The sequence below is a fragment of the Phenylobacterium sp. genome (assembly GCF_036677185.1).
GTDB lineage: Bacteria > Pseudomonadota > Alphaproteobacteria > Caulobacterales > Caulobacteraceae > Phenylobacterium.
The window spans coordinates 121,232-144,462 of sequence record NZ_JAKFEN010000028.1; the positions used below are offsets into that span (position 1 = coordinate 121,232).

General features: G+C 67.0%; 19 protein-coding genes. 10 read left to right on the forward strand and 9 right to left on the reverse strand.

The genetic code is table 11. From position 1 onward, the window contains the following. Positions 1-154: 154 nt before the first annotated feature. From V6M51_RS17575 to V6M51_RS17585, 3 genes are all read right to left on the reverse strand, one after another. The gene (locus tag V6M51_RS17575) at positions 155-3,142 is read right to left on the reverse strand and encodes a TonB-dependent receptor domain-containing protein (RefSeq protein WP_332769247.1); all 2,988 of its coding nucleotides are present in this window, start codon (positions 3,140-3,142) and stop codon (positions 155-157) included. A 208-nt stretch (positions 3,143-3,350) separates the two neighbouring features. Further along, positions 3,351-4,727, reverse strand: coding sequence for a spinster family MFS transporter (locus V6M51_RS17580; RefSeq protein WP_332769249.1), 1,377 nt, complete (start codon positions 4,725-4,727; stop codon positions 3,351-3,353). Between the two features lie 116 nt (positions 4,728-4,843). Next, entirely contained in the window at positions 4,844-6,043 is a 1,200-nt protein-coding gene (locus V6M51_RS17585) for an iron-containing alcohol dehydrogenase (protein WP_332769251.1), read from the reverse strand. A gap of 513 nt (positions 6,044-6,556) precedes the next feature. On the opposite strand from V6M51_RS17585, the gene V6M51_RS17590 reads away from it, so the two are divergent. The 3 genes from V6M51_RS17590 (at position 6,557) to V6M51_RS17600 (ending at position 9,825) form a co-directional block, all read left to right on the forward strand. Next, positions 6,557-7,141 (forward strand): winged helix-turn-helix transcriptional regulator, encoded by a 585-nt coding sequence (locus tag V6M51_RS17590; protein WP_332769253.1) that lies wholly within the window; start codon positions 6,557-6,559, stop codon positions 7,139-7,141. Positions 7,142-7,554: 413 nt separating this feature from the next. Continuing rightward, positions 7,555-9,378 (forward strand): AMP-binding protein, encoded by a 1,824-nt coding sequence (locus V6M51_RS17595; protein ID WP_332769255.1) that lies wholly within the window; start codon positions 7,555-7,557, stop codon positions 9,376-9,378. Between the two features lie 42 nt (positions 9,379-9,420). Beyond that, positions 9,421-9,825, forward strand: coding sequence for a YybH family protein (locus V6M51_RS17600; RefSeq protein ID WP_332769257.1), 405 nt, complete (start codon positions 9,421-9,423; stop codon positions 9,823-9,825). 244 nt (positions 9,826-10,069) lie between these two features. Here the strand turns inward: V6M51_RS17600 and V6M51_RS17605 are convergent, their stop codons facing one another. From V6M51_RS17605 to V6M51_RS17615, 3 genes are all read right to left on the reverse strand, one after another. Continuing rightward, positions 10,070-10,366: a YciI family protein gene (locus V6M51_RS17605; protein WP_332769259.1), complete on the reverse strand. Its 297-nt coding sequence runs from the start codon at positions 10,364-10,366 to the stop codon at positions 10,070-10,072. A 99-nt stretch (positions 10,367-10,465) separates the two neighbouring features. Then, the gene (locus V6M51_RS17610) at positions 10,466-11,083 is read right to left on the reverse strand and encodes a 2-hydroxychromene-2-carboxylate isomerase (RefSeq protein ID WP_332769261.1); all 618 of its coding nucleotides are present in this window, start codon (positions 11,081-11,083) and stop codon (positions 10,466-10,468) included. Positions 11,084-11,291: 208 nt separating this feature from the next. Further along, positions 11,292-12,530: a hypothetical protein gene (locus V6M51_RS17615; RefSeq protein WP_332769263.1), complete on the reverse strand. Its 1,239-nt coding sequence runs from the start codon at positions 12,528-12,530 to the stop codon at positions 11,292-11,294. A 302-nt stretch (positions 12,531-12,832) separates the two neighbouring features. On the opposite strand from V6M51_RS17615, the gene V6M51_RS17620 reads away from it, so the two are divergent. The 5 genes from V6M51_RS17620 (at position 12,833) to V6M51_RS17640 (ending at position 18,095) form a co-directional block, all read left to right on the forward strand. Then, a complete protein-coding gene (locus V6M51_RS17620; RefSeq protein WP_332769265.1) occupies positions 12,833-14,029 on the forward strand; it encodes an acyl-CoA dehydrogenase family protein in 1,197 nt (398 codons plus the stop codon). 14 nt (positions 14,030-14,043) lie between these two features. Continuing rightward, positions 14,044-15,177: an acyl-CoA dehydrogenase family protein gene (locus V6M51_RS17625; RefSeq protein ID WP_332769267.1), complete on the forward strand. Its 1,134-nt coding sequence runs from the start codon at positions 14,044-14,046 to the stop codon at positions 15,175-15,177. 144 nt (positions 15,178-15,321) lie between these two features. Further along, positions 15,322-16,080: an SDR family NAD(P)-dependent oxidoreductase gene (locus V6M51_RS17630; protein ID WP_332769269.1), complete on the forward strand. Its 759-nt coding sequence runs from the start codon at positions 15,322-15,324 to the stop codon at positions 16,078-16,080. An 84-nt stretch (positions 16,081-16,164) separates the two neighbouring features. After that, positions 16,165-17,289 (forward strand): thiolase family protein, encoded by a 1,125-nt coding sequence (locus tag V6M51_RS17635; RefSeq protein WP_332769271.1) that lies wholly within the window; start codon positions 16,165-16,167, stop codon positions 17,287-17,289. Further along, entirely contained in the window at positions 17,286-18,095 is an 810-nt protein-coding gene (locus V6M51_RS17640; RefSeq protein WP_332769273.1) for an enoyl-CoA hydratase, read from the forward strand. Before V6M51_RS17635 ends, V6M51_RS17640 begins: the two co-directional genes overlap by 4 nt. Before the next feature lie 327 nt (positions 18,096-18,422). On the opposite strand, the gene V6M51_RS17645 is transcribed toward V6M51_RS17640, so the two are convergent. Both V6M51_RS17645 and V6M51_RS17650 read right to left on the reverse strand, forming a co-directional pair. Further along, entirely contained in the window at positions 18,423-19,607 is a 1,185-nt protein-coding gene (locus V6M51_RS17645) for a thiolase family protein (protein ID WP_332769274.1), read from the reverse strand. 31 nt (positions 19,608-19,638) lie between these two features. After that, positions 19,639-20,529: an enoyl-CoA hydratase-related protein gene (locus tag V6M51_RS17650; RefSeq protein ID WP_332769276.1), complete on the reverse strand. Its 891-nt coding sequence runs from the start codon at positions 20,527-20,529 to the stop codon at positions 19,639-19,641. Between the two features lie 489 nt (positions 20,530-21,018). Between V6M51_RS17650 and V6M51_RS17655 the strand changes: the two genes are divergently transcribed. After that, the gene (locus tag V6M51_RS17655) at positions 21,019-21,672 is read left to right on the forward strand and encodes a flavin reductase family protein (protein WP_332769277.1); all 654 of its coding nucleotides are present in this window, start codon (positions 21,019-21,021) and stop codon (positions 21,670-21,672) included. Between the two features lie 45 nt (positions 21,673-21,717). Then, the gene (locus V6M51_RS17660; RefSeq protein WP_332769279.1) at positions 21,718-22,164 is read left to right on the forward strand and encodes a GFA family protein; all 447 of its coding nucleotides are present in this window, start codon (positions 21,718-21,720) and stop codon (positions 22,162-22,164) included. Positions 22,165-22,169: 5 nt separating this feature from the next. Here V6M51_RS17660 and V6M51_RS17665 read toward each other — a convergent pair whose 3' ends face one another. Continuing rightward, positions 22,170-23,228: a helix-turn-helix domain-containing protein gene (locus V6M51_RS17665; RefSeq protein ID WP_332769281.1), complete on the reverse strand. Its 1,059-nt coding sequence runs from the start codon at positions 23,226-23,228 to the stop codon at positions 22,170-22,172. Positions 23,229-23,231 lie beyond the last annotated feature (3 nt).

Sequence of the window (23,231 nt, forward strand, 5' to 3'; positions counted from 1 at the left end):
GCCCTCGGCGAAAAGGCCCGCCGCCCCAGGGCGGCGGGCCTTTTCTTTGGCCAATGCGGAGCATGGGGGAGGGGGCCGCCAGCGCTCCCGTTGGCGGGTGACCCGGAAGGTCTGCCCGCACTACCCGGTCTGCTCGCGGCCCGCGCAACTGGCTCTAGAAGCGCTTGGTCACCCCGAGCTTGATCACCCGGCCGAGCGGGTTGGCCGTCGCCGGGTCATAGGAGAAATCCAGCCGCGCGAACGGCGGATCCTCGTCGGTGACGTTGATCACCCCCAGGGTCGCCGTCGTGTCTGAGGGCAGATCCAGCCGGTAGACGATATCGGCCGTAACGAAGCTCTTGATTCTCTGGCCGCGTGTGGTCGCGCCCTGACCGTTGTTCGGGGAGGTGAAGATGCCCGCCCGCTGATCGTCCATGGGCCCGATATAGCGCAGTGTGAGGCGCAGATTGTGCCCGTCACGGCCCCACTCCGCGAAGGCCGATCCCTTGAGCCGCGGCAGCGAGTTGGACGGCAGCCGATAGTTGAGTTTGCCCGCCGCCTCGTATGCCGGCGCGACCGCGACGCCGTCCATCTCTAGGGCGGAGACTTCGTAGTTCAGGGTGTAGCTGCCATCGAGGCCAAGATTGACCCGGCCGCCGAACGGCCCGTCCGTCAGTCTGTAGTCCACGCCCAGGTCGATGCCGTCGGTCTTGATCGGAGAGCCGTTCATTACGCCGGTCCGGGCCCGGAGGATCGCCGCCGGCGCGCAGGCGCCCGAGAAGGTCACGCGGCTCACCAGGCCTGCATACGCCGGGTCTGCGCAGCGGTTGGGCTGTCCCGCCGGGAAGATCGCATCAAGGATCTGCGTCCCGGTCACAATGGTGATCGGATCGGAGAAATCGAACCGCCAGTAGTCCAGCGTCGCCGAGAACGGCCCCGCGTTCACGATGAGGCCGACGCTATAGGTGTCCGCGGTCTCGGGTTCCAGGTCCGGGTTCCCAAAGACCTCGACCGCCCGGTAGGAGCCGACTTGCGGGACGAAGATGTTCGAGGTGTTGAGTTGGGTCGGCGACAGATTGACTTCGGGCGCCGCGCGGAAGGTGCTGCCAGCGGAACCGCGGAAGGCGAGCCAGGGCGCCGCCTGCCAGCGCACCGCGATCTTGGGGTTGGTCGTCTTGCCGCCGGAGCTGTCCTCGTGCCGGATCGCAAGCTGCATCTGAATGTCGTCCGTCACCGGGACTTGCAGCTCCGCGAACGCAGCGTGCGTCTTCTGGGTCAGATCGAAGGTGGGATAGTTGCCATAGAAGCTGTACGGCCCGTTGCGCGCCGCGCAACCCGTCGAGCCATTGATGACACTGTCGATGCAGGGGAACTGGTCGTTGCTCGAGAAGCCCAGGCCGCGGGTCTTGTAGGTCGCTTCCCGGTACTGATACCCCGCGGCCCAGGCGACCTGGCCGCCCCAAAGCTTGAGGGGGAGTTCGCCGTCCAGCACGAAATCGAGGACCAGGAGATTGTTCGACGTCTTCGTCCGCTGCGAGTCCTCGCCATACAGCCACTGCACGACCTGCGGGTCGTTGAGGACGCGCGGGTCCAGCGCCACCGCGGCGGCGAACTGCGGGTTCGCCTGGCCCGTGATCGCGTTCGCGGCGACGCCCGTGGAGAACGGATTGACGTAGTAGCAGGCCCCGACGCCGGGCGAGCCCAGGGCGATGTCGCACGGCGCTGCGCCGGCCTTGCTGGCCAAGCCGCGGTAGCCGAGCTCGACCCGGTCGACCAGGAAGTCGGGGTTTATCGAATCATACGACGAGTGGCCGTAGGTCGCTCCGACATCCCACCCGACCCCGCCGAACCGGTCCGACCTGCCTCTGAGGCTGGCGGCCAGGCGATACTCCTTGGCGTAGCGACGGTTCTCCTGCGCCGAACCGTAGAGCGGATTGCCGCCCGCGCCGAACGGCCGGGAGAAGAACGGATGGGCGAGCACCCCGGTGGTGGCGGCGATCGGGTTGGCGGCGGCCACGCTCGGGTTCAGGGCCAGCAGCGTCCTCAGGCCCGGATTGGAGGCCGGGATAAAGTACTGGTTCGGCACGGGCGAAACCAGGGTGGTGGGGAACTGGTTCGGGCCGTAGGAGGGCGACTGGGCGATGTGGAACACCTCAGTCGCGCCGTAGAGCCCTTCCACGTGTAGCCGCGTATCGGCGTTGAAGTCGTAGTTGAACTCCGCGTAGCCCTGATACAGGTTCTGCTTTTCCACGAGGTTGGCATAGTCGGCGAAGCGGAGCAGGCACTGGGTGGCGCTGATCTGCAGCTCGCCGCCGACGGCTGGGCAACCCGGGTCGAGGAAGTTGGCGTTGAACGCCTTGCCGCCGATGTACGTGCCTGGATTGGCCGCCGTCGACCATCCCCCTTGGGGATTGTAGAGGTAGGCCGCCTTGGCTTCGGCCTGCCCGGAGAAGGGAGGCGTGGCGAAGCCCCGGTCGGTGGAGCGTAGCTGGGAGCGGTGCTGATAGCTCACCGCGACGAAGCCGTCCCAGGCCTCGCCGCCCGCGCCGTAGATGGCGCGCGCGGTCCAGTCTCCTTCGGAGCCGTTGATGCGGGAGTAGTCGGCGCCGATCTCCAGCCCGCGCACGTTCGAGCGCGTGATGAAGTTCACCACGCCGCCGATGGCGTCGGAGCCGTAGGTGGCCGCCGCCCCGTCCTTGAGGACCTCCACCCGGCCGATGGCCGCGGGGGAGATCATGTTCACGTCGATGTAGCTTCCCGCGACCGTGCTGCCGCTGGAATCCGGGAGACGTCGCCCGTTCAGGAGCACGAGGGTGCGCGCGGGACCCAGACCCCGAAGGTTGATGTTCGACTGCCCCTCGACGCGGCCCGCGCCATAGGTATTGGCCTCGCCGAATACGCCGGCTGTCGCCGGGATGGATTTGATGAGTTCGACCGTCGAGGGCGTGCCCTGGTTGGCGATCTCCTGCTGACCCAGGACCTGCACGGGAAGCGCCGTCTGCTCCGCAGCTCCGCGAACAAACGAGCCGGTGACGACGACTTCTTCGACGGCCGTCGCCGCGGGCTCGGTTGAGCTGGACTGGCCCCACGCAGGGCTCGACGCCATGACACCGACGGTAAGCGCAAGGACAGCCGTGCTCGCGCAGAGCGACAATTTTTTCATTCTGAGACCTCCCCGCTGCGCTAGCGGCAGCTATGGCCCTCCATGTCGGAATGTGCGTGTGGTGGCAATATATAAAATGCTAAAAAAGAACTTATAATTTTGCGCCAAAATAGCTCAAGATGCCTTGGGAATGAGGAGTCGAGACAAGGTCCCATCTCCAGGGATCGTCATAACGGGTGTGAAAACAGAACGTTTAGGGCGCGCGAGATCAGCTCAGGGTCTCTTCGCGGATGGTTTTGCGGGCGGCCCAGAAACAGCCGAAGGCGCCGACGCCGAAGAGGCTCCCCACGACAAGCGCCCACCGGACCCCTTCGGCGGGGCCGAGGCCGAAGCCGTAGTTGAAGATGTCGGACGTCGCGCCAACCGTTATCGGCCCAAGCCCAAATCCGAGCAGATTGACGATGAAGAGCAATACCGCCGCCGCGGTCGCGCGCATGTGAGGCGGCACGACCGATTGAGCCGTGCCGTAAACCGGGCCGAACCATAGGGTGCCCATGAAGCCGTTCAGCGCCATGAGGCACAGGGCGACGCTCGCCTGAGGCGTCGTGACGGCGAGGATGAAGACGGGAATGGACAGCAGGCTTGCCGCGGCAGGCGCGAGCATCCAGGCCCGCAGATCTCGAGCGCCTAGGCGATCGGAGAGCCAGCCGCCGCACAGCGCGCCCAGGGCGCCGCTCAAGCCGCTGACCAGGCCCAGCGCCAGACCGAGGAATCCGATCGATTTCATTTGGAAACCGGCGATCTGGCTGGCCTGGTCCGCGAGCGCCGCGACCTCGACCGAGTGGTTCCGCAGGAAGAACGAGGCCGTGAAGGGACCGGCGCCAAAGGCGATGAAGGCCTTGATGGCGCCTCCCACGGAGACCAGCCAGAACGTCCGCCGCCGTGCGAGATAGGCCATGGTCTCGCCGAAAGTCGCCGCGTTCGCGGCGAGATGGGCCGCATGCTTCGCCATCTGTCGGCGCGGCTCACGCAGTGTCGTGAAGGCCAGGACCGCGAAGACCAGTCCCGGCGCGCCGGCGATCAGGAAGGCGACGCGCCAACCGTAGGCGTCCGCCACCAGGCCCCCGAGGGCGAGGCCGAGCAGGGTGCCGATCGGCGTTCCCATGGCGTAGAAGGCCAAGGCCGACGCGCGCTTCTCCCTCGGGACATAGTCGACGATCAGCGAATGAGCGGGTGGCGTGCAGCCGGCTTCGCCGACGCCCACACCGACGCGAAACAGCACGAGCTGAATGAAATTCTGCGCTAGGCCGCCCAGGGCCGTGAATGCGCTCCAGACCGCCACGGACGCGCCGATAATCACGGGACGATTCCGCCGCTCCGCGATCCGGGCGATTGGAATGCCCAGGAGCGTATAGAACATTGCGAAAGCCAAACCGCTCAACAGGCCCAGGTGCCAGTCATCGAGCCCGAGATCATGTTTGATGGGCTCGGCCAGGATGGTGATGATCTGGCGGTCCAGGAAGTTCGCGATGTAGATGCCGAGCAGCAGCCACATTGCGTAGCGCGTGTAGCCGGGCGAGTACGGAGCGCATGCCGGAACCTCGGCGAGCGCAGGCTCGGCCTTTTGAGTCAGCGGCGCATTCATGCGGTGTCCTGGCGGGTTGGCGGCTGCGGGGGCGTGGCGGCGGGCGTCCACGCGCGCGCAGGACGCCCGCCGCTGGTCGCGCGGAGTGGGCTATCTCGTTCGGCTGACCGGAGCGCTCAGGCGGGCTGGGCGGTCGTCTGGTCCTTCATCGTCTCGAGCAGGGCGACGACGTCCGCTGGCTGGATCAGTGGACGCGGGTTTGCGGGGGCGAAGACGGACTTCACCGCGATCTCGCCGATCCGTTGATAATCGCTGGGCTGAATGCCCACATCGCTCAACCTGCCGGGCAAGCCCAGCTCCTGGATCAGTTGCTCGAAAGCGTCGGCGGCGCTGCGCCCGGCGGCGCCCAGGGCCGCCGAGATGCGGCGCTGGGCGTCCTCGGTGACTGGGCGATTGTACCGCAGGACGTGCGGCATCAGGACCGGGGTGATCAGGTAGTGGGGCACGCCGAACGTCCCGCCAAGGACGTGGCCGATCGCGTGGCTCGCGCCCATCGGGACCCGGGTCTGCAGGCCGAAGGCTGAGAGCCAGGAGCCGTATTGCGCCAGGCGTCGCGCCTCCAGGTCCGTCGGATCGGACTTGCAGCGCCGCAGGCCTTCGGCGAGCAGGCCGATCCCCTCCGTGACGACGGCGTCCACCAGCGGGGTGCCGAGCTTGGCGCACAGGGCTTCGATCCCGTGATCCATCGACCGTGTGCCGGATCCCAGCCAGAGGGTCTCAGGCGTGTGGATGGTGATCTGCGGATCCAGGATGATCGAGTGCGGCATCATCAGGGGGTGGTGGAAGACCTGCTTCCAGTCCCGCCGTGTGTCGGTCACCAGCGCGCCTGCATTGTACTCGCCGCCGCTGAGCGTCGTGGGGACCACGATCGAGCGCACCCGTGGCGCGCGGAACTGCTTCGATACCGTCGGGGCGCCGGGCGCGCCCGCGGTCAGCTCGTAGCCGTCGAGGCCTTCCTCGTCGAAAATCTCGTGCTCCATGCACATCGTGACGATCTTGACCACGTCGACAACGGAGCCGCCGCCGATGGCCACCAGGAGGTCGGCTCCGGCCGCCGTGGCCGCCTTGGCGATCTCCACGGCGCTCGTGCGGCTCGTATGCTGGGGTACGCGATCGAAGGTTCCCGCGCAGTTGTCGCCCAGCTTCGCCCGGATCTTGTCGATCTCGTCGGTCGTCGTGTTGAGCGTATGGCTCACAACGAGATAGACGCGGGTCGCGCCAAGTCGCTTGGCCTCGGCCAGGACCATGTCGGCCGCCGGCTGCCCAAACAGCACCCGGTCCATTGGCGGAAAGTTCTGAACGCCTGCGAGCCGCATTTTCGCTCCTCCCTGTTCTTCCCGACATGCTGCGTGCGTGTCAGGCTTTCGCCACGGTAGGACCAAAATGGCGTCTATGATAGTATGAAAATAGAACTTATATGATTTCGAGCGGACGAGTTCCCGTGCTCCCGCGCGTACGGTGACGGGAGCGGCTGACCCCTTGGGCGGGCTCTCCACGCCCGACGGGGAGAGATCGAGCTAGGCAATCGATTCTCGTCAGATGGCGGAATTCAGAACCGTATCGGGGTGCGCTTGAGCTGGCCCGTGGCCATCTGCATTGCCGGGAGCGGAGTATCGAGCGGCCATCGCATGACTCTTCGCCTATGGAAGAGCTAAAAACACACTCATAATGTCGAGCGGCGAGCGGACCCTGATAGGGGAGATTGGGGTGGGGAGCCTGTGCCGCCACCAAGGGTGGAACGCAGCGAACAGGCGTGCTATATGGGTTCATATTCGGCATTTGCTCCCGGCGTATTGGTCGGGTTCTGACATTTAGAATGGAGATTGGTCGTGCAGTGGAGCGAGCTTGAGGACCAAGCATGTTCTGTGGCCCGCACTTTGTCGGTGATCGGTGACCGCTGGACGCTCATGATCTTGCGAGACTGCTTCCTGCGGGTCCGGCGGTTTGACGATTTTCAGGAGCGGCTCGGGATCGGCCGCCCCATCCTGTCTGATCGCCTGAACAAGCTCGTGGACGCCTTCGTGCTGACGAAGGTGGCTTATCAGACCAACCCCACCCGCTACGAGTATCGCCTTACGCCCAAAGGGCTGGATCTCTACCCCGTGATCATGTCGATTGTGCACTGGGGCGATGTCCACATGGCCGGCAAGAAGGGCAGGCCGCTCCTCCACCAGCATCTGACGTGCAATCACCAGTTCGATCCGATGATGGTCTGCTCGGAATGCCAGGAATTGCTGGAGCCCCGCCAGGTCCGCACCTCGCCGGGACCCGGCGCGCGCCACCCCCAGCACATGCCCATCGAACTCGCCGCCAGCCTCGGCCGCCGGCCGACTAAGGAAAAGGCGTCTGATGGTGGCGAAGCCCGGCCGAAGGCTAGGGCCAGGAGCAAGGCCAAGGCGTCGGCTGCCGGTTGATCTCAGCCGCTTCACGGCGAAGTCACCGCCTTGGTCGAGGCTACGACCTCCGTCCTGCGTCAGCGGTCGTCGTGGCGACGGTTGCGGTGCGCCCGCGGGAGCGGCGGAAGGCCGCGCGTCCTGCGGCCAAGACGGCAGTGGCGATCTGCGCCCTCAGGCACATCCGTGCTGATCTTGAACGCGCCGGGTTTGCTTGGCCCCGTTCGGAGCATGCCTGCCGCTCCGCAAAAAATAGCGTTTCCGATCGGCGGACATCCGGCGTTGCCGTCTTGACGGATGTCAAAAAAGAACGCACTTAAATACGCCTGACGCAGGCCGGCAAGCCGGTCCAGCGCGCAAGAAAGTCGATGGGTTCTGTCGGACGGCGCGGACTAGCTGCGCCGCCGCAGGCAATGTCGCGAAGGTGAGGAAATATGGGCGAGGCCCTGAACGCCACCCTGGATCTGGCCAGCGGGTTCGCGCCCAAGGCTGTGGACATCAGTTACCGCGAGGACGGCAGCCTCATCCTGCGTTCGCCCATCGCCCTGACGGAGTGCCGGGGGCATCTGTGCGAGTACCTGCCGGCCTGGGCGGCCGAAGCGCCCACACGGACCTTCCTCGCTGAACGCGGCGCCTCCGGCGAGTGGCGGCGCGTTACCTACGCCGACGCCTGGCGGCGCGTGCGCGCGATCGCGCAGGCGCTGCTAGCCCGGGACCTGACGCAGGATCAACCCGTGGCCATTCTGACCGGCAATTCCATCGAACATGCGCTCATCACCTTCGCCGGGATGGCGGCCGGGGTGCCGGTAGCGCCTATTTCGCCAGCCTATAGCCTGCATCCGGAAGGGCTGGGGCGGCTGGCCGGTATTGCGGAGATCCTGAAGCCCGCGATGGTCTTCGTGCAGAACACGCGAGGGCTCGACCGGGTCCGGACGATCCCCGGCCTGGCAAACGCCGAATGGGTGAGCGTCGAGGCGGACCCCACGGCCACGAGTTTCGCGGCGCTGGAGATGAACCCGGCCACGGCGGACGTGGACACCCGCCTATGCCAGGCCCGCCCGGACGACGTCGCCAAGATCCTGTTCACCTCGGGTTCCACCGGAACGCCAAAGGGCGTGCCGCAGACGCAGCGGATGCTCTGCAACGCGATCCACAGCGCGAGCCTGCTTATTCTGGATCATGAGCCGCCGGTGGTGGTCGACTGGATGCCATGGCACCACACCATGGGCGGAAACAACACGCTGCACGGCATCCTGCGCGACGGCGGCTCGCTCTACATTGACGATGGGCGTCCAACGCCGGAGCTCATCGGCCGGACCATCCGGAACCTGAAGGAGATACCCGTCACCTTCGCCCAGAACGTGCCGGCCGGCATTCAGATGCTCGTCGAGGCGATGGAGCAGGACAGTGAGCTGCGGACGAGCTTCTTCAGCCGCATCCGCAGGCTGCTCTACGCCGGAGCCGCCCTGCCGCGGGACACCTGGGAGCGCCTTCAGGCGCTGTCCCTCGCGACCAGCGGCCGCCCCGTTGCGGTTACGTCGGGCTATGGCACGACGGAGACTGCGCCGGGCATCTGCAGCACCTACTGGGCCTGCGAGGGGCGGGGCGAGATCGGACTGCCGCACCCGGGCGTGGAGGTGAAGCTGGTTCCCGCGGGAGATCGCTATGAGATCCGCGCCCGCGGGCCAAACGTCATGCCGGGATATCTCGGCCGCCCGGACCTCAACGAAGCAGCCTTCGACGAAGAAGGCTTCTACAAGGTGGGGGACGCGGTCACCTTTGTCGACCCGCTCGATCCCCGGGCGGGCCTGCGCTTCGCCGGACGCCTGAGCGAGAACTTCAAACTCTCGAATGGATCCTGGGTCATCACCGGCGAACTGCGATCCACGGTGATCGCCGCGGCGCCCGCCATCGCGGAGGCGGTCGTCGCCGGCCAGGATCGCGACGATGTTCGACTCCTGGTCTGGGCGGCGCCGATCGTCCGCGCGGACTTGGTGCGCGACGGCATGAGCGGGGAGTCTCTCGAGGCGGCGTTGCGCGCGCGCATTGCCGATGAACTGCGGGCCTACAACGACCAGAACGCCGGGGCGACCCGGCGCATCAAGGCGTTCGCCGTTCTCAAGGAGCCGCCCTCTCTGGGCGCCGGCGAGGTCACGGACAAGGGCAATGTGAACCAGCGCGCGGTGCTGGCCTCCCAGGCGGACCTCGTCGCGGACCTATACGCCTCCAAGCCATCCGAGCGCGTCGCCGTCCTCTAGTGGCGTCGGGGGCTCGTCCAGTCTGGCCTCGGGGAGAACGAAATGACCACAAGGACACTCGAAGACGCTATCGCCCAGAATCACGCCGCACTCGATGCGATGTTGAAGGGTGACGGCGCCGGTTACGTGGCGCTGCTCTCAGATCGTGACGATGTGACCTGGGGCAATCCGTTCGGCCCGTTTGCGCAAGGCCGCGAGAGCGTTGTGGCCACTTTGGCCAGCGCGGCGGCACGCATGCCGGGCGGCAGGGCGACCGATGCCGATCACATCGCAACATACCTGGCTGAAGACCTTGCAGTCGTGGTCCAAGTGGAACACGGGGAAAGGGCCGAGGAGGCGGACGTTCCGTCGCCGGTGGCCCTCCGTGTCACGAGCGTCTATCGGTTGGAGGGCGATGCCTGGAAGCTTGTTCATAGGCATGCGGATCCAATCACAACGCCGCGCTAAGCTATTCCGTCATTTCCGGGATGGCGGACTCTTCGGGCGTCTAGGTTGGGTCGAAGATTGCCGTCCCCTTGTGGGAGCGCGAAGGCGACGCCTGGTCGCGCAACAGGCCACCTTCGTCCCGGGCCATGAAGCGCTCCTGCCTGGCTGACTGCGGCGCCCGCCCGGGAATCCGACGGGGGCTCCTATCTCGACGTCGATCCACCAGCGCAGCGCGCCAGCGGCTTTGCGTTGTCCGCCGCTGGCCTCAGCCGCGCGAATGCAGCTGCAGCATCGGGTGGTGCTCGTAGTGACCTGCGCCGTTGCTCACGATCGGGTCCTGCGAGGTGTAGGCCGCGATGTCCGCATCATCGGCGATCTGATAGAGCGACACGCCGTAGCCGCCCGCCGGGTCCATCACCGGCCCGTGGGCGACGATCACGCCCTTCTCGAGCAGATCGTCCATGTAGGCGCCGTGCTGCCGCATCCAGGCGCGTTCCTCGGCGCTCATCGTCGCCAGGAAATCAGCGCGAGGCGGGATGTACTTGCAGAGATAGTATTTCATCGGCGGTCTCTGAAAGTTCACGTGTTTCAACGAATGATCCGCGGTCAGACCGCGAGGTCCAGCGCGGTCCGGCGGTGCAAACCTGAAATTCGCCCCGCCCTAGGCCGGCTGCGTCACGGTGGCGGCCGTGATCTCTTCCTCGACGTCGCGGAGCCGGTCCTTGCCGAAGAACAGCTCCTTGCCCACCAGGAACGAAGGGCTTCCAAAGACTCCCGCGTCCACCGCGCCTTGGGTGTTGGCCATAAGCTTTGCCTTCACGGGGTCGGTTTGCGCGAGGCGCAGGATGTCGTCCTTCGGCAGGCCGGCCTCCACGAGCGAGGCCGCGTAGACCTCCGGGTCGTCCATCTTGCGGCCGCGAACCCACATGTCGTCGTAGACCTGATTCACGAAGGCCTGGAACACGCCGGCCTCCTGAGCCGCCACCGCGCCTCGCATCAGCTGGAGCGTATTCACCGGGAAGTGCGGATTGAACCGGAAGTCGGAAAGTCCGTGCTTCCTGAGGAATCTCTCGGTCTCGAGCCGTTCGTATTCGGGCTTGTTCTTGATGTTGGCGAAGGCCGTCGCCGGCGACTGGTTGCCGGTGAGCTTGAACACGCCTCCCAGCAGGATCGGCACATACTTGAACCTGGCCCCGGTGGTGGCCTCGATCTTCGGGAGCACGCGATGGCACATATAGGCGTTCGGGCTACCGAAATCGAAGAAGAACTCGACGTTCATCCCTTTACCTCTGGTCGAAATGCGGCGCTGCCGGAGGCAGTCGACCTATAAGTATGAAAATAGCACTGACAGACGATTGGCCAATGATCAAGGACTTATTGGAACGATCGTTGATTTCGCCGGTCGTGATCGCCGGAGGCGGAGGCCGTTTCGATGCACGGGAGCCGATCGGCGAAATCCCGGTGCGGCCACCACCCGCCGCTTGTCGTCAGTGGAGCTCGATTGAATCCTGAGGCCCACTCTTGAATGCGCGAGCCAGGTGGGCCGCGATCTCCAACGGCGGAAGGCTTGCGGCGGAGGGCTGATCGGAGCCCGTGGGGTAGAACTCGGGCAATGGCGTCCGCAGCAGGCGCGGCAAGCCCGAGAACCCAAGATACCCCTGCGAGCCGGTCGGCGCCGTGAGGTCGAGGCGGACCGCGGCGCGACCGAGTAGGCCTCGACCCTGCTCAAGCGCTGGTCCAAGCGGGCCCACGGCCTTGAGGAACGCCCTATCCGCCGCCTCTGGGTCGGCGAGGCAGGTGAGGGCGGCGTCCACCACGCTCGCCTGCAACCCGCCATATGGCCCGCCTTGGCGCAGGAACGCATGAGCCTGTCCGGCAAGCGCCGAGCGTAGGGCGGGCACGACGCGTGGATCATCCAAGGCGATGGCCAACAGCCCGAAGGTGGCGTCGAACACCTTGATGGGTTGGGTCGCGAGCGCCAGGGCCCTGAGGTACTTCTCAAGGACGGCGTCTCCGAACCTCGCCACGTTCCGCGCCGCCACGGCGCCGAACCATAGTGATCGCTCCCGGACGAGGGGCAGGCTCGGCGTCCAATCTAACCATGTGAAGCTGTCGGCCATCCCGACGAGCCAAGGGCGAGCGCCCTCCGTGGTGGCGAGCAGGCCCAGATGGCTGTTCGCTAGAGCCAGCCGCCAGTACGCCTGGAGTCCTCCCTGTCGCGCCGGCGGCGCGGAGCCAGTCTGAGCCTGAAGGTCCCGCCGGACTTCGTGAAGGCCGGCGATGCAACGCGCGCTGAACCGGTAGGCCGCTCGTTCCAGAAGAGGCGCCCAGCGAAGGAGCTCGGCCATACGCGACCGGGAGGGGTCCGCCGTACGCTCGAAGACGCCCTTCAACATCCTATCGGCCCGAGCCTGTGCGCCGGTCCGGCGGATGCTGGCCTGCATCCGCGGCCCCAGCGCGGGGTCGCATCGAAGCTCTCCGAACAGGTCGAAGCGGGCGCCGGACGGCGGGGCTTCGCGAACCAGAACAACACCCCGCGCGTCGAGCCGGGCCCATACCTCGGGAGAGCCCAGCCGAACGTGGATTGGCTCGACGTCGCGTGCGCCACCTTGTGATCTCAGCCACGACTGCAGCGCCGGGTCGTTCTCGAGCGCGAGCGCCGCCGCAAGGTCGCTGGCCATCTGCGCAACGTCTGCGCCGAGCTTCTCCTGCGTTTGCGTTCCCATCGGCTGTCCCCAGGTCCTAGCCCGTCGCCCGCGCTTTCGATCGGTCAGGATCGGGTCCGATCCAGGCGAGCCACATCGCATGGCTTCATTCGAACTGATTGATATGCATATTTCTGAAATAGAACTGACTGGCAATCTTGCAAGATGTGTTGGCAGCCCAGGACCTTCATGGATGCGCGTGGTTTATGCGACTTTGGGCGGTTGAAGCCCCGCTTGATCCATGCCAAGAAGGTGCGAAATCAACACCTATATAGCAATCGACCCGACTTCGCCGGGTCTACGCCCACCGGGAGGAGGCGGAGATGGATCTCACCTTTAGCGCCGAAGACGAGGCCTTCCGCCAGGACGTGCGGCAATTCCTCGCGAAGACCTTGCCCACGGACCTCGCCCAAAGGGTGAGGCTGGGCAAGCACCTCAGCAAGGCCGAGACCGAGGCCTGGCAAGCCGCCCTCAACGCGCGCGGCTGGCTCGCGCCCCACTGGCCGAAGGAGCATGGCGGCCAAGGCTGGTCGGTGACCCAGCGGTTCATCTGGGACTACGAGAAGTCGCTGGCTCACGCGCCGCCGACCGTTGCGTTCGGACTCAACATGCTGGCTCCGGTGCTCATCAAGTTCGGGTCGGAGGCGCAGAAGGGCTATTGGCTGCCGCGGATGCTGAACGGCGACGACTGGTGGTGCCAGGGGTATTCCGAGCCCGGCGCCGGATCGGACCTCGCCGCCGTCAAGACCACGGCCGTTCGCGACGGCGACGAGTACGTCATCAACGGACAAAAGACGTGGACCAGCCTTGGTCAGCACGCGAACATGATCTTCTGCCTCGTGCGCACGGCCAATACCGGCAAGCGGCAGGAGGGCATTTCCTTCGTTCTGGTGGACATGGATCAGCCGGGCGTCGAGGTCCGGCCGATCATCACCCTGGACGGCGACCACGAGGTCAATGAGGTCTTCTTCACCGACGCCCGCGCCCCGGTGACCAACTTGGTCGGCGAGGAGAACCAGGGCTGGACCTACGCCAAGTACCTGCTGACCTACGAGCGCACCGGCATGGCCATGGTGGGCGCTTCCGTGGCCGCGCTTGGGCTGCTCAAGGATGTGGCGCGGACTGAAACCAAAGGTGGGCGGCCGCTGGCCGACGATCCCTTCTTCGCCGCGCGGATCGCCAAGGTCGAGATCGAGCTGGAGAACCTCAAGACAACCACCCTGCGTGTCGTCGCCGCAGCAGCGGCAGGTGGCGCGCCCGGCGCTGAAAGCTCGATGCTCAAGGTGAAGGGCACTGAGGTGCACCAAGAAATCCGGAGCCTCTCGCGACGCGCCCTGGGACCTTATGCGCTTCCGTTCCAGCCCGAGGTTCTCGCGCCCGGCTCGAATGCCGAGCCAGTGGGACCGGACTACGCGCCCGGTGTGACGCCGGCGTACCTCAACAGCCGCAAGCTCACGATCTACGGCGGCTCCAACGAGGTGCAGCGCAACATCATCACCAAGGCCATCCTCAAGCTCTGAGCGGAACATCAGCCATGGACTTCAAGCCCACATCCGACCAGCAGATGCTGAGCGACTCCCTCCGCCGCTTCGTCGCCGAGCGCCATCCGCTCGAGGTGCGCGCAAGACTCGCCGGCACGGCGCCCGGCTATAGCATCGAGGCCTGGCGGCAGTTCGCCGAGCTCGGCGCGCTGGGTGCGCTGTTCGATCCCGAGCTGGGCGGTTACGGCGGTGCTCCCGGCGACATCGCCACGGTCTTCGAGGCGCTGGGAAGCGGCGCGGTCGCGGGGCCGTTCCTGGCGAGCCTGCTGTCGGGAAGCTGCCTCGCGAGCGTCGGGGGCGAACAGGCGGAGGCGCTGCTGCAAGCCATCATCGCCGGTGACGCCGTCATCGCCTTCGCGCACCAGGAACCCACAAGTCGCTACGAACTCAGCCGGGTGGAAACCAGGGCCGTCGCGGCGGCGGGCGGGTGGCGTCTCTCCGGGGCCAAGGCGGTGGTGTCCTACGGCGACGCCGCCGACCAGTTCATCGTTTCCGCTCGCACGTCCGGCGCACCCGATGAGGAGCTCGGCCTGTCCCTGTTCCTCATCCCCGCCGGAACGCCGGGGCTCTCGATCCGGGGCTATTTGGGCGTCGACGGGTCGCGAAGCGCCGAGGTCTTGCTGGACCAGGTAGAGGTCGGCGCAGATCGGTTGTTGGGTGCGGTGGGCGGAGCATTTGACGTGATCGAAAAGGCCACGGGGGCAGGCGTCATCGCCCTCTGCGCCGACGGCGTCGGCGCCTTGGATGTCGTCAAGGACATGACGGCCGATTACCTGCGCACCCGCAAGCAGTTCGGCCAGCCCATCGGCAGCTTCCAGGCGCTGCAGCATCGGATGGCCACGCTGTTGATCGAGATCGAGCAGGCGCGGTCCGCCGTGACCAACGCCGTGGCGGCCTTCGGCGGGCCGCGCGTCTCCCGCGAACGGGCCCTCTCGGCGGCGAAATACACCCTTGGGTGCGCGACCGCACTCGTGGCGGAGGAAGCGGTCCAGCTACACGGCGGCATCGGAATGACTTGGGAGCTGCCGCTTTCACACTACGTGAAACGCCTCCTGATGCTGGATCACCATCTCGGGGACGTGGACCATCATCTGGAGCGCTACATCGCGCTCGGCCGAGCCGCTTGAAGCCAGCCATGCGGCGCCCGGAGCGTCGTGGCGAGTTTGCTTGACGAGTGCGAAAAAAGAACGCACTTAGATGAACGTCCCCGTCCCACCTCAGGGCGCGCCCGCCACGCGACCGTCTGCCCAGCGCCAGCAATAGGATCTCAAATGTCCAGCTCATCCAGTTCAGAGAGGCCTTCCCGCAACGCCACGGCGGTGGTTGTCGGAGCGGGAGACTTCATCGGCGGCGAGATCGCGAAGCGGTTCGCGGCCGAGGGCTACACCGTCTTCGTCGGCCGCCGCCAGGCGGAGAAGCTCGACCCGCTGAAAGCCGAGATCGAGGCGGCCGGCGGTCGCGTCGTGACCAGGGGCCTCGACGCGCGCGACGAGGATCAGATGATCGCCTTCTACGAGGAGGCCGAGGCCACGGCGCCGATCGAGGCGTCGATCTTCAACATCGGGGCGAACGTCAACTTCCCGCTCGTGGAGACCACGTCGCGCGTCTTCCGGAAGGTGTGGGAGATGGCCTGCTACGCCGGATTCCTCAGCGGCCGGGAAGCGGCCAGGCACATGCTGCCCCGCGGCGCGGGCTCGATCTTCTTCACCGGGGCGACGGCCGGTCTGCGCGGTGGCGTCGGCTACGCGGCCTTTGCGAGCGCCAAGTTCGGGCTCCGGGCGGTGGCTCAGTCGGCCGCGCGAGAACTTGGGCCGCAGGGCATCCATGTGGCGCACCTGGTCATCGATTCAGGGGTGGACACCGCCTGGGTGCGCGAGCGCATGCGCCAGGCCGCGGGCGACGGTCCCATGCCCGATCGGGTCCTGATGCGTCCGGCGGCCGTGGCGGAGGCCTATTGGGCCCTTCACCAGCAGGCCAAGGACGCCTGGACTTTTGAGCAAGAGATTCGGCCCGCTGGCGAACCCTGGTGAGCCAGCGGCGGACGGCCACCAAGCCTGAGCCGTCCGCGCGACGATAGACCACGCTCTACAACGATTTTCCTAGAGGCCCTGAACATGCAGCAGGCGGTGATCGCGGGCTATGTCCGCACCCCCTTTCACTTCGCCCGCAAGGGTGCGCTGGCCGGCGTCCGGCCCGATGACCTGGCGGCGACGGCGATCAGGGCGCTGATCCAGCGAACGGGCGTGGATCCGGCCACGCTGGAGGACGTGATCCTCGGCTGTTCGTTCCCCGAGGGCGCCCAAGGCGACAACGTCGCGCGTATCGCCAGCCTGCTGGCGGGGCTGCCGGTCGAGGTGAGCGGGATGACCGTGAACCGGTTCTGCGGCTCGTCCATGTCGGCCATCCACATCGCCATAGGCCAGATCGCGATCGGAGCCGGTGACGCGTTCGTCGCCGGCGGCGTGGAGTCGATGAGCCAGGTGCCTCCGGGCGGCCTCAGCTCTTCGCCCAATCCCATGCTGATGCAGGCCTACGTCTCCATGGGCGAGACCGCGGAAAATGTCGCCGCGCAGCACCGCGTCACGCGCGCCGAACAGGAGGCGCTGGCCTTCGCGTCGCAGCAGAAGGCGGGCGCCGCCCAGGCCGCTGGCCGCCTGCGCGCTGAGATCGCCGGGGTGATGACGGACGATGGCCTGATCGACACCGACGGATGCCTTCGCCCTGAGACGACGCTCGAGGGCCTGGCCGGCCTGAAACCGGCCTTCCGGCCGGAAGGCACGGTGACGGCGGGCACATCGTCACCGCTCACCGACGGCGCATCGGCGACGCTGATCACCTCGGCCGCCTATGCCGCGGCGCATGGTCTCGAGCCGTTGGCTCTCGTCCGGGCGGTCGCCACGGCGGGGTGTCCGCCGGAGATCATGGGGATGGGCCCAGTCCCGGCGACGCGAAAGGCGCTGGCCCGGGCCGGCCTGACCATTGACGACATCGACATCGTGGAGATCAACGAGGCGTTCGGCAGCCAAGCGGTCGCCTGCATCCGCGAGCTCAATATCCCGCTGGAGAAGGTCAACCTCGACGGGGGCGGACTCGCCATCGGCCACCCGCTGGGCGCCACAGGCGCCCGGATCACCGGCAAGGCGGCTCAGATCCTCAAGCGCGAAGGCAAGCGCTTCGCCCTTTCCACCCAATGCATCGGCGGGGGCCAAGGCATCGCCACGATCCTGGAAGCCGCATGAGCCCGGCGGAGCCCGCCATGCTGCTGGTCGAACGGCCGCTGGCCGGCGTCGCCTTGGTCACCCTGAACCGGCCCGACGCCATGAACGCGCTCTCCAAGGCGCTGCGCAACGCCTTGCATGAGGCCATGGCGGCGTTGGACGCCGATCCCGAGGTGAAGGTGATCGTGCTGACCGGCGCGGGTGAGCGGGCGTTCACGGCGGGGCTGGACCTGAAGGAACTCTCCACCGATCCGCTCGGCATGGGCGCCGCCAACGCCACTGATCCGGCCGAGAATCCGGTTCGCGCGGTGCTCGCCTGCTCCAAACCGGTCGTGGGCGCGATCAACGGCGTCGCGATAACGGGTGGTTTCGAACTCGCGCTCGCATGCGACGTGATCGTCTGCTCCATCAACGCACGCTTCGCCGACACCCACGCCAGGGTCGGCATTACGCCCGGCTGGGGCCTGTCGCAGAAGCTCTCGCGCTGCATCGGCCCCTACCGGGCCAAGGAGCTGTCGCTGACGGGAAACTTCCTCGACGCGAAGACCGCCTACGAATGGGGTCTTGTGAACCGCGTGGTCGCGCCGGAGGAGCTGATTTCGGCCGCCCTGCAGTTGGCGCAGCAGATGGCGGACACCGAGCTCGATATGCTGGTCGTCTACAAGGCCCTGATCGACGACGGCTATGAGTTGGCCTTCGGGGCAGGGCTCGGCCTGGAGCACGAGCGTTCGGTGGCCCACAACGTCACGGTCACTCCGGAGATGGTCGCGGCGCGGCGCGCAGCGGTCCAGGCGCGGGGGCGCAGCCTCGCGTCGCCAGTCCGGTAGCGGAACGGCGAGCGGAAGCCGACGAGGGCGCACGGGAATTCCCTGCAGCGTCGCTGAATTTCCCTGATCATCGTTGTCGCGCGTCCCGAGGGGCGGGAGAGGAAGCCAGTTTGGCCCGCTCAAATGCGCAAAGAGAGTCGCTGGCGGCCGCGGGATCGCGCAACCGCTCTCGTAACCCCCGGGAATGGCGCGAGGAATTTGGGGTTCACGACCTAGCTGATCCGGGATCAGACTAGATGGTGGGGGCAGTAGGATTCGAACCTACGACCCGCTGATTGAGAGTCAGCGGCTGGCCCACGCGGCGTCGGCCCGTCCATCCTGCGTCGCTCAGAGCGCCTCGAGCGCCAGGGCGATACCCTGGCCGCCGCCGATGCAGAGGGTGACGACGCCCTTTGAGATCGCGTCTCGCTTCATGGCATGGAGAAGCCGCGTGACCAGGATCGCCCCGGTCGCCCCGATCGGGTGGCCATGGGCGACGGCCCCGCCTTCGACGTTGACGATGTCTTCCGGTAGGCCGAGCTCGCGGGCGACGGCGATGGGCACCGCGGCGAAGGCTTCGTTGATCTCGATCCGCTCGATGTCGGCGAGCGCCCAGCCGGCGCGATCCAGCGCCCTGCGCACGGCCGGGACCGGACCCAGCCCGAACATCCCCGGCTCGACGGCGGCGACCCCGTAGCCGGCCAGCCTGGCCATGGGTTGGAGACCTTTCGCCTCGGCGAAAGCGCGGTCGGCGACGATCATCGCCGCCCCGGCGCTGTTCAGCCCTGGCGCGTTCCCGGCGGTGATCGTGCCGTCGGGGCGGAAGGCCGGCTTCAGTCGGGCGAGGGTCTCCACCGTGGTGTCTGGGCGTGGCGCTTCGTCGACAGCGAAGCTCTCCGTTCCCTTCTTGCCCTTCACCTCGACGGCGGCGATCTCCGTATCGAAGCGGCCGGCCGCCTGGGCGGCGGCGAAGCGCTGCTGGGAGCGGGCGGCGAAGGCGTCCTGCTCGGCGCGGGTAATCTGCATCTGCGTGACCAGGTCTTCGGTGTGCCACCCGGAATGCTGGCCGGAGAAGGCGTCGTTGAGACCGTCCGTCAGCAGGCTGTCGAGGATCTGGGCGGGGCCCATGCGGTAGCCCCACCGACCGCCGTCCATCAGGTAGGGCGCCCGGTCCATGTTCTCCATGCCGCCGGCGACAGCCGCGTCCGCATCGCCGTTGGCGATCTCCTGCGCGACAGTCAGGATCGCCTGCGCCCCGGATCCGCAGACGCGGTTGACGGTCATGGCCGGGACCGAGACCGGCAGGCCGCCGCCAATGGCGGCCTGCCGCGCCGGGTTCATGCGGTTGCCGGCCTGGATGACGTTACCCATCACCACGGTGCCGATCTCACTAGCGTGGAGGCCGGCTCGACGCAGCGTCTCGCGCACGACGATCGCGCCGAGCTCGGTGGCGGGCAAGGCTTTCAGGGACCCGTTGAAGCCTCCGATCGCGGTGCGAACGGGGTGGCACAGAACAATGTCGCGGGTGCTCATGGGGATTTTCCTTGCTCGACGGCCGACAGGCTCATGCGGATAGATGGTTCAGCAGGGCGCCTAGCCGCCCCAAGGATCGGGGCTCGCCGCGCACCTCGCGGGCCACGGCGGCAAAGTCCGCTGGCCGCCGCTCGACATAGGCGCGGATCGCCTCACGGGTCTCCACCGACCCGCTATGCCGCACCATGCGCGCCGCCTCGGCGTCGAGGGCTGGCAGGAAGTCGAACCGCATGGCGTCGTCGAGGTTGTCCTTGATGAGCCCGATTGCGTGGCGGGGTCCGGCGGCCAGGCGCGCGGCGAGGTCGAACGCCGCGGCGAACAGCTCGTCGTCGGGAAGGACGCGGTTCACCAAGCCCAGCTGCCGGCAGCGTTCGGCGTCCAAATCCTCCGACAGCAGCATGAGCTCGCGGGCCCGGCCGGGCCCCACCGCCCGCGTCAGCAACCAGTTGACGCCATAGTCGCCGGGCAAGCCGATGCGAACATAGGCGGTGCGGACGAACGCGCTGGCGGCGGCTAGCCGGAGATCGCAGGCGAGCGCCAGCGAGAGGCCGGCGCCCGCGGCCGGACCGGGGAGGGCCGCGATGCTCGGCTTTCGGCTCCGGACCAGCGCCCCGGTCAGCATCCGCTGGCGTCGGATCAGCTCGGCGGCCCGGGCTTCGAGGGACACGTCGGCGCGAGGCGGCGAGGCCCCCATGTCCTTCACATCGCCTCCGGCGCAGAACGCGCCGCCGGCGCCGGTGATCAGGAAGGCGCCGACTTCCGGGTCGCCGTCGCAAGCGGCGATGCCGGCTCGCAGCGCCGGCGTCAGTCGATCGGACAGGGCGTTGCGCGCCTCGGGGCGGTTCAGAGTGAAGATGGCGACCCCGTCGCGCACTTCGCCAAGGAGTTCGTCTGTGCCGGTGTCCAGGCGACGGCTGCTCATCGCGACCTCAGAAGGTTTCCGACCACCGCCGCCGCACAGCGCGTGCTCGCGCCAATGGGCTTCGGGTTTTCGGGGTGTTGGTCATCGGGAATGTCTCTGGAGGGCGCGCGACTGGCGGCGCTGGGCCCGCGGTCGAGCTCCAAGCCGATCGGTTAAAATAGGTCCTGAAAAAGAACGGTGTCAATCAGGATGTTGCATCTCATGCAGAAACGGGCGCAAGCTCCCACGCTCGGTCCCAGATGAGCGCGTCTCGCCGGAGTTCTTGACGAGTTCGAAAAAAGGACCAACTGATGGGGGGCAAGGCGCACAGCTGGCCGGCCCGCCACGAGCGATCGCTCGTAGAAGCTCGACGCCTCTTATGGGGTTCGCGATGCGCACCCTGGGACCGACGGCCAAGGACTAGATGAGGATTGATGAGCGCAATCTTGGACGCCCTGCCCACGATGGACCCACGCCTCGCCCCGCCGGCTGCTCTAGGGCGCGCCCGCGATGCAAGGCGCTGACTTTCACTACTATGAGCCGTCCAGCGGCCACGGGCTCAAGCACAATCCGCTGAACGCCTTGATCGCCCCACGCCCGATCGGCTGGATCTCCTCGCGGGACGGGGAGGGGCGCGTCAACCTCGCGCCCTACAGCTTCTTCAACGCCTTCAACTACGACCCGCCGATCATCGGCTTCTCCGGCATCGCCTGGAAGGACAGCGTCCGCAATGCGTCCGAAACGCGTGAGTTCGTCTGGAACCTGGTGACGCGGGAGCTCGGGTCTCAGATGAACGCCACGTCGGCGCCGCTTCCACACGGGGTGGACGAGTTTCCGATCGCCGGCCTGACGGCCGTTCCTGGCCGGCTCGTCAACGTTCCACGGGTGGGGGAAAGCCGGGCTGCCATGGAGTGCAAGGTCATCGACATCGTCCAGTTCCGCAACACCAGCGGCGACAAGGTCAATGGCTGGCTGGTGCTGGGCGAGGTGGTGGCGGTCTACATCGACAAGCTGCTGATCGAGGACGGCGTCTATCAGACCGCGCAGGCCCTTCCGATCATGCGCGCGGGCGGCCTGAACGACTACGTCCAGGTCTCGCCTGAAAACGTGTTTCAGATCATGCGGCTGGCCGGCGCGGCCAGCAAGGAACACCACGGCGCATAGGTCCTCGCGCCCTAGGCGTCCCACCAGGCGGAGAGAAAGATCGACGTGATCAAGCTAGGTGGATCATGTGGTTGCGGGGTCTGCGCCTTTGAGGCGACGGCGGCCCCGAGAGCCCGCTTCATCTGTCATTGTACGATCTGCCAGGCCTTTACGGGCAAGGCTTTCTCGGACGTGGCGGTGCTGCCGGCGAAGGTCGTGCGCTTCGTGAACGCCCAGCAGATCGAGTACAGGACCTATCGAAGCCCACCGAATATCAACCGTGGACATTGCCGGGCGTGCGGAGGGGCCGTGGCGGAGACGGCGGGCTTCGGCCCCGCCAAGATCGTCTTCGTCCCCGCGCAGAATTTCAAGTCCGCCGAGCTGCTGCCTCCGCCCCGGATGCATGTCTTCTACGAACACCGGAAGGCAGATGTCGCGGACGGGCTACCCAAGCATGAGGGCTACTGGCGAAGCCAAGCGGCAATCATCTCGTTGCTCTTTCGGAGCCTGTGAACCGCCTACGCGCGCTCGGCCGCCGCGGTTCGCTCCGGCGCGGGCGACCCGCGGCCGAACCACCGACGGCAAGCGCGGCTGAAGCTGGAGGGATCCGTGTAGCCAAGCTGCTCAGCGATCTGCCCGTGGGACAGGTCGCCGTCTCGCAGCAGGCGCTCGGCGCGACCTCGGAGTTCGGCGTCCACGAGCTCGCGGTAGCCGGCGCCGGCCTCCGAGAGCCGGCGGACCAGGGTGCGTCGCGACACCCCTGTCAGGCGCGCGACCTCGTCCGCGGTGAGGCGGCCGGCGGGCAAGGATTTCAACAGCCGCTCGACGCGTCCGCGTAGCCCGACCGGCGCGGTGAGCCGCGCCTTGGCGGCCTGCAGCTCGTGGAGCGCGACGGCGTACAGTGTGGCGTCGGCGAAGGGAGACTGCAGGGCAAGCCATGCGGTGGGAAAACGGATCGCGTTGCGCTGCGCGCCATAGGCGACGTGCTCGCCGAGTATGGCCCGGACCTGAGGCGCATGTTCCGGCTCGGCGCAGGCGAAGAAAAAGTGCGCTTCGGCAGGCGGCGCGGCCAGCATCGAGGCGATCCCCGCCCTGATTCCCATGAAGGAGATTTCCATCATCGGTCGCCAAAGGCGCTCGTCGAGATCGACCGTCAGCTCATAGTCCATCTGGCTCCACTGCGCGCCGCGCCGCAGCGAGGTGCTGTAAAACGGCGCGCGGACGAAGCCGAACCGGGTGATCAGCTCCATCATCGTGGCCATGTCGGGCGCGGCGACGCCGGCGACCCCGAGCGGGCCATGCGACGAGGGGCTCCATAGCTGGGGCGCACTCAGCGCCCAGCCGTCCCCGAACAGGGCGGTGACGTTCTCGACTTGCCGGACCTGCTGGAAGAGGCTGATATCGGCGGAGGGGTCACGCAGCATGTCTTCGGTGACACCGGTTCCGGCCAGGATGGCGGCCCGCCGCTCCGGGGTGTCGCCGAAGCAGCGCAGGACCAGCCGGAAATAGCCCAGGGACATCGGCAGTTTTTCTAGGGCCTCGACCATCTGGCGCAAAATGCCATGAAGTAGGCGCAAGGC

What these genes read in the sequence shown, in the direction of transcription:
- V6M51_RS17575 (WP_332769247.1), bottom strand. Translation starts at nt 3,142, where the DNA reads ATGAAAAAATTGTCGCTCTGCGCGAGCACGGCTGTCCTTGCGCTTACC.
- V6M51_RS17580 (WP_332769249.1), bottom strand. Translation starts at nt 4,727, where the DNA reads ATGAATGCGCCGCTGACTCAAAAGGCCGAGCCTGCGCTCGCCGAGGTT.
- V6M51_RS17585 (WP_332769251.1), bottom strand. Translation starts at nt 6,043, where the DNA reads ATGCGGCTCGCAGGCGTTCAGAACTTTCCGCCAATGGACCGGGTGCTG.
- V6M51_RS17595 (WP_332769255.1), top strand. Translation starts at nt 7,555, where the DNA reads ATGGGCGAGGCCCTGAACGCCACCCTGGATCTGGCCAGCGGGTTCGCG.
- V6M51_RS17600 (WP_332769257.1), top strand. Translation starts at nt 9,421, where the DNA reads ATGACCACAAGGACACTCGAAGACGCTATCGCCCAGAATCACGCCGCA.
- V6M51_RS17605 (WP_332769259.1), bottom strand. Translation starts at nt 10,366, where the DNA reads ATGAAATACTATCTCTGCAAGTACATCCCGCCTCGCGCTGATTTCCTG.
- V6M51_RS17610 (WP_332769261.1), bottom strand. Translation starts at nt 11,083, where the DNA reads ATGAACGTCGAGTTCTTCTTCGATTTCGGTAGCCCGAACGCCTATATG.
- V6M51_RS17615 (WP_332769263.1), bottom strand. Translation starts at nt 12,530, where the DNA reads ATGGGAACGCAAACGCAGGAGAAGCTCGGCGCAGACGTTGCGCAGATG.
- V6M51_RS17620 (WP_332769265.1), top strand. Translation starts at nt 12,833, where the DNA reads ATGGATCTCACCTTTAGCGCCGAAGACGAGGCCTTCCGCCAGGACGTG.
- V6M51_RS17625 (WP_332769267.1), top strand. Translation starts at nt 14,044, where the DNA reads ATGGACTTCAAGCCCACATCCGACCAGCAGATGCTGAGCGACTCCCTC.
- V6M51_RS17630 (WP_332769269.1), top strand. Translation starts at nt 15,322, where the DNA reads ATGTCCAGCTCATCCAGTTCAGAGAGGCCTTCCCGCAACGCCACGGCG.
- V6M51_RS17635 (WP_332769271.1), top strand. Translation starts at nt 16,165, where the DNA reads ATGCAGCAGGCGGTGATCGCGGGCTATGTCCGCACCCCCTTTCACTTC.
- V6M51_RS17640 (WP_332769273.1), top strand. Translation starts at nt 17,286, where the DNA reads ATGAGCCCGGCGGAGCCCGCCATGCTGCTGGTCGAACGGCCGCTGGCC.
- V6M51_RS17645 (WP_332769274.1), bottom strand. Translation starts at nt 19,607, where the DNA reads ATGAGCACCCGCGACATTGTTCTGTGCCACCCCGTTCGCACCGCGATC.
- V6M51_RS17650 (WP_332769276.1), bottom strand. Translation starts at nt 20,529, where the DNA reads ATGAGCAGCCGTCGCCTGGACACCGGCACAGACGAACTCCTTGGCGAA.
- V6M51_RS17655 (WP_332769277.1), top strand. Translation starts at nt 21,019, where the DNA reads ATGCAAGGCGCTGACTTTCACTACTATGAGCCGTCCAGCGGCCACGGG.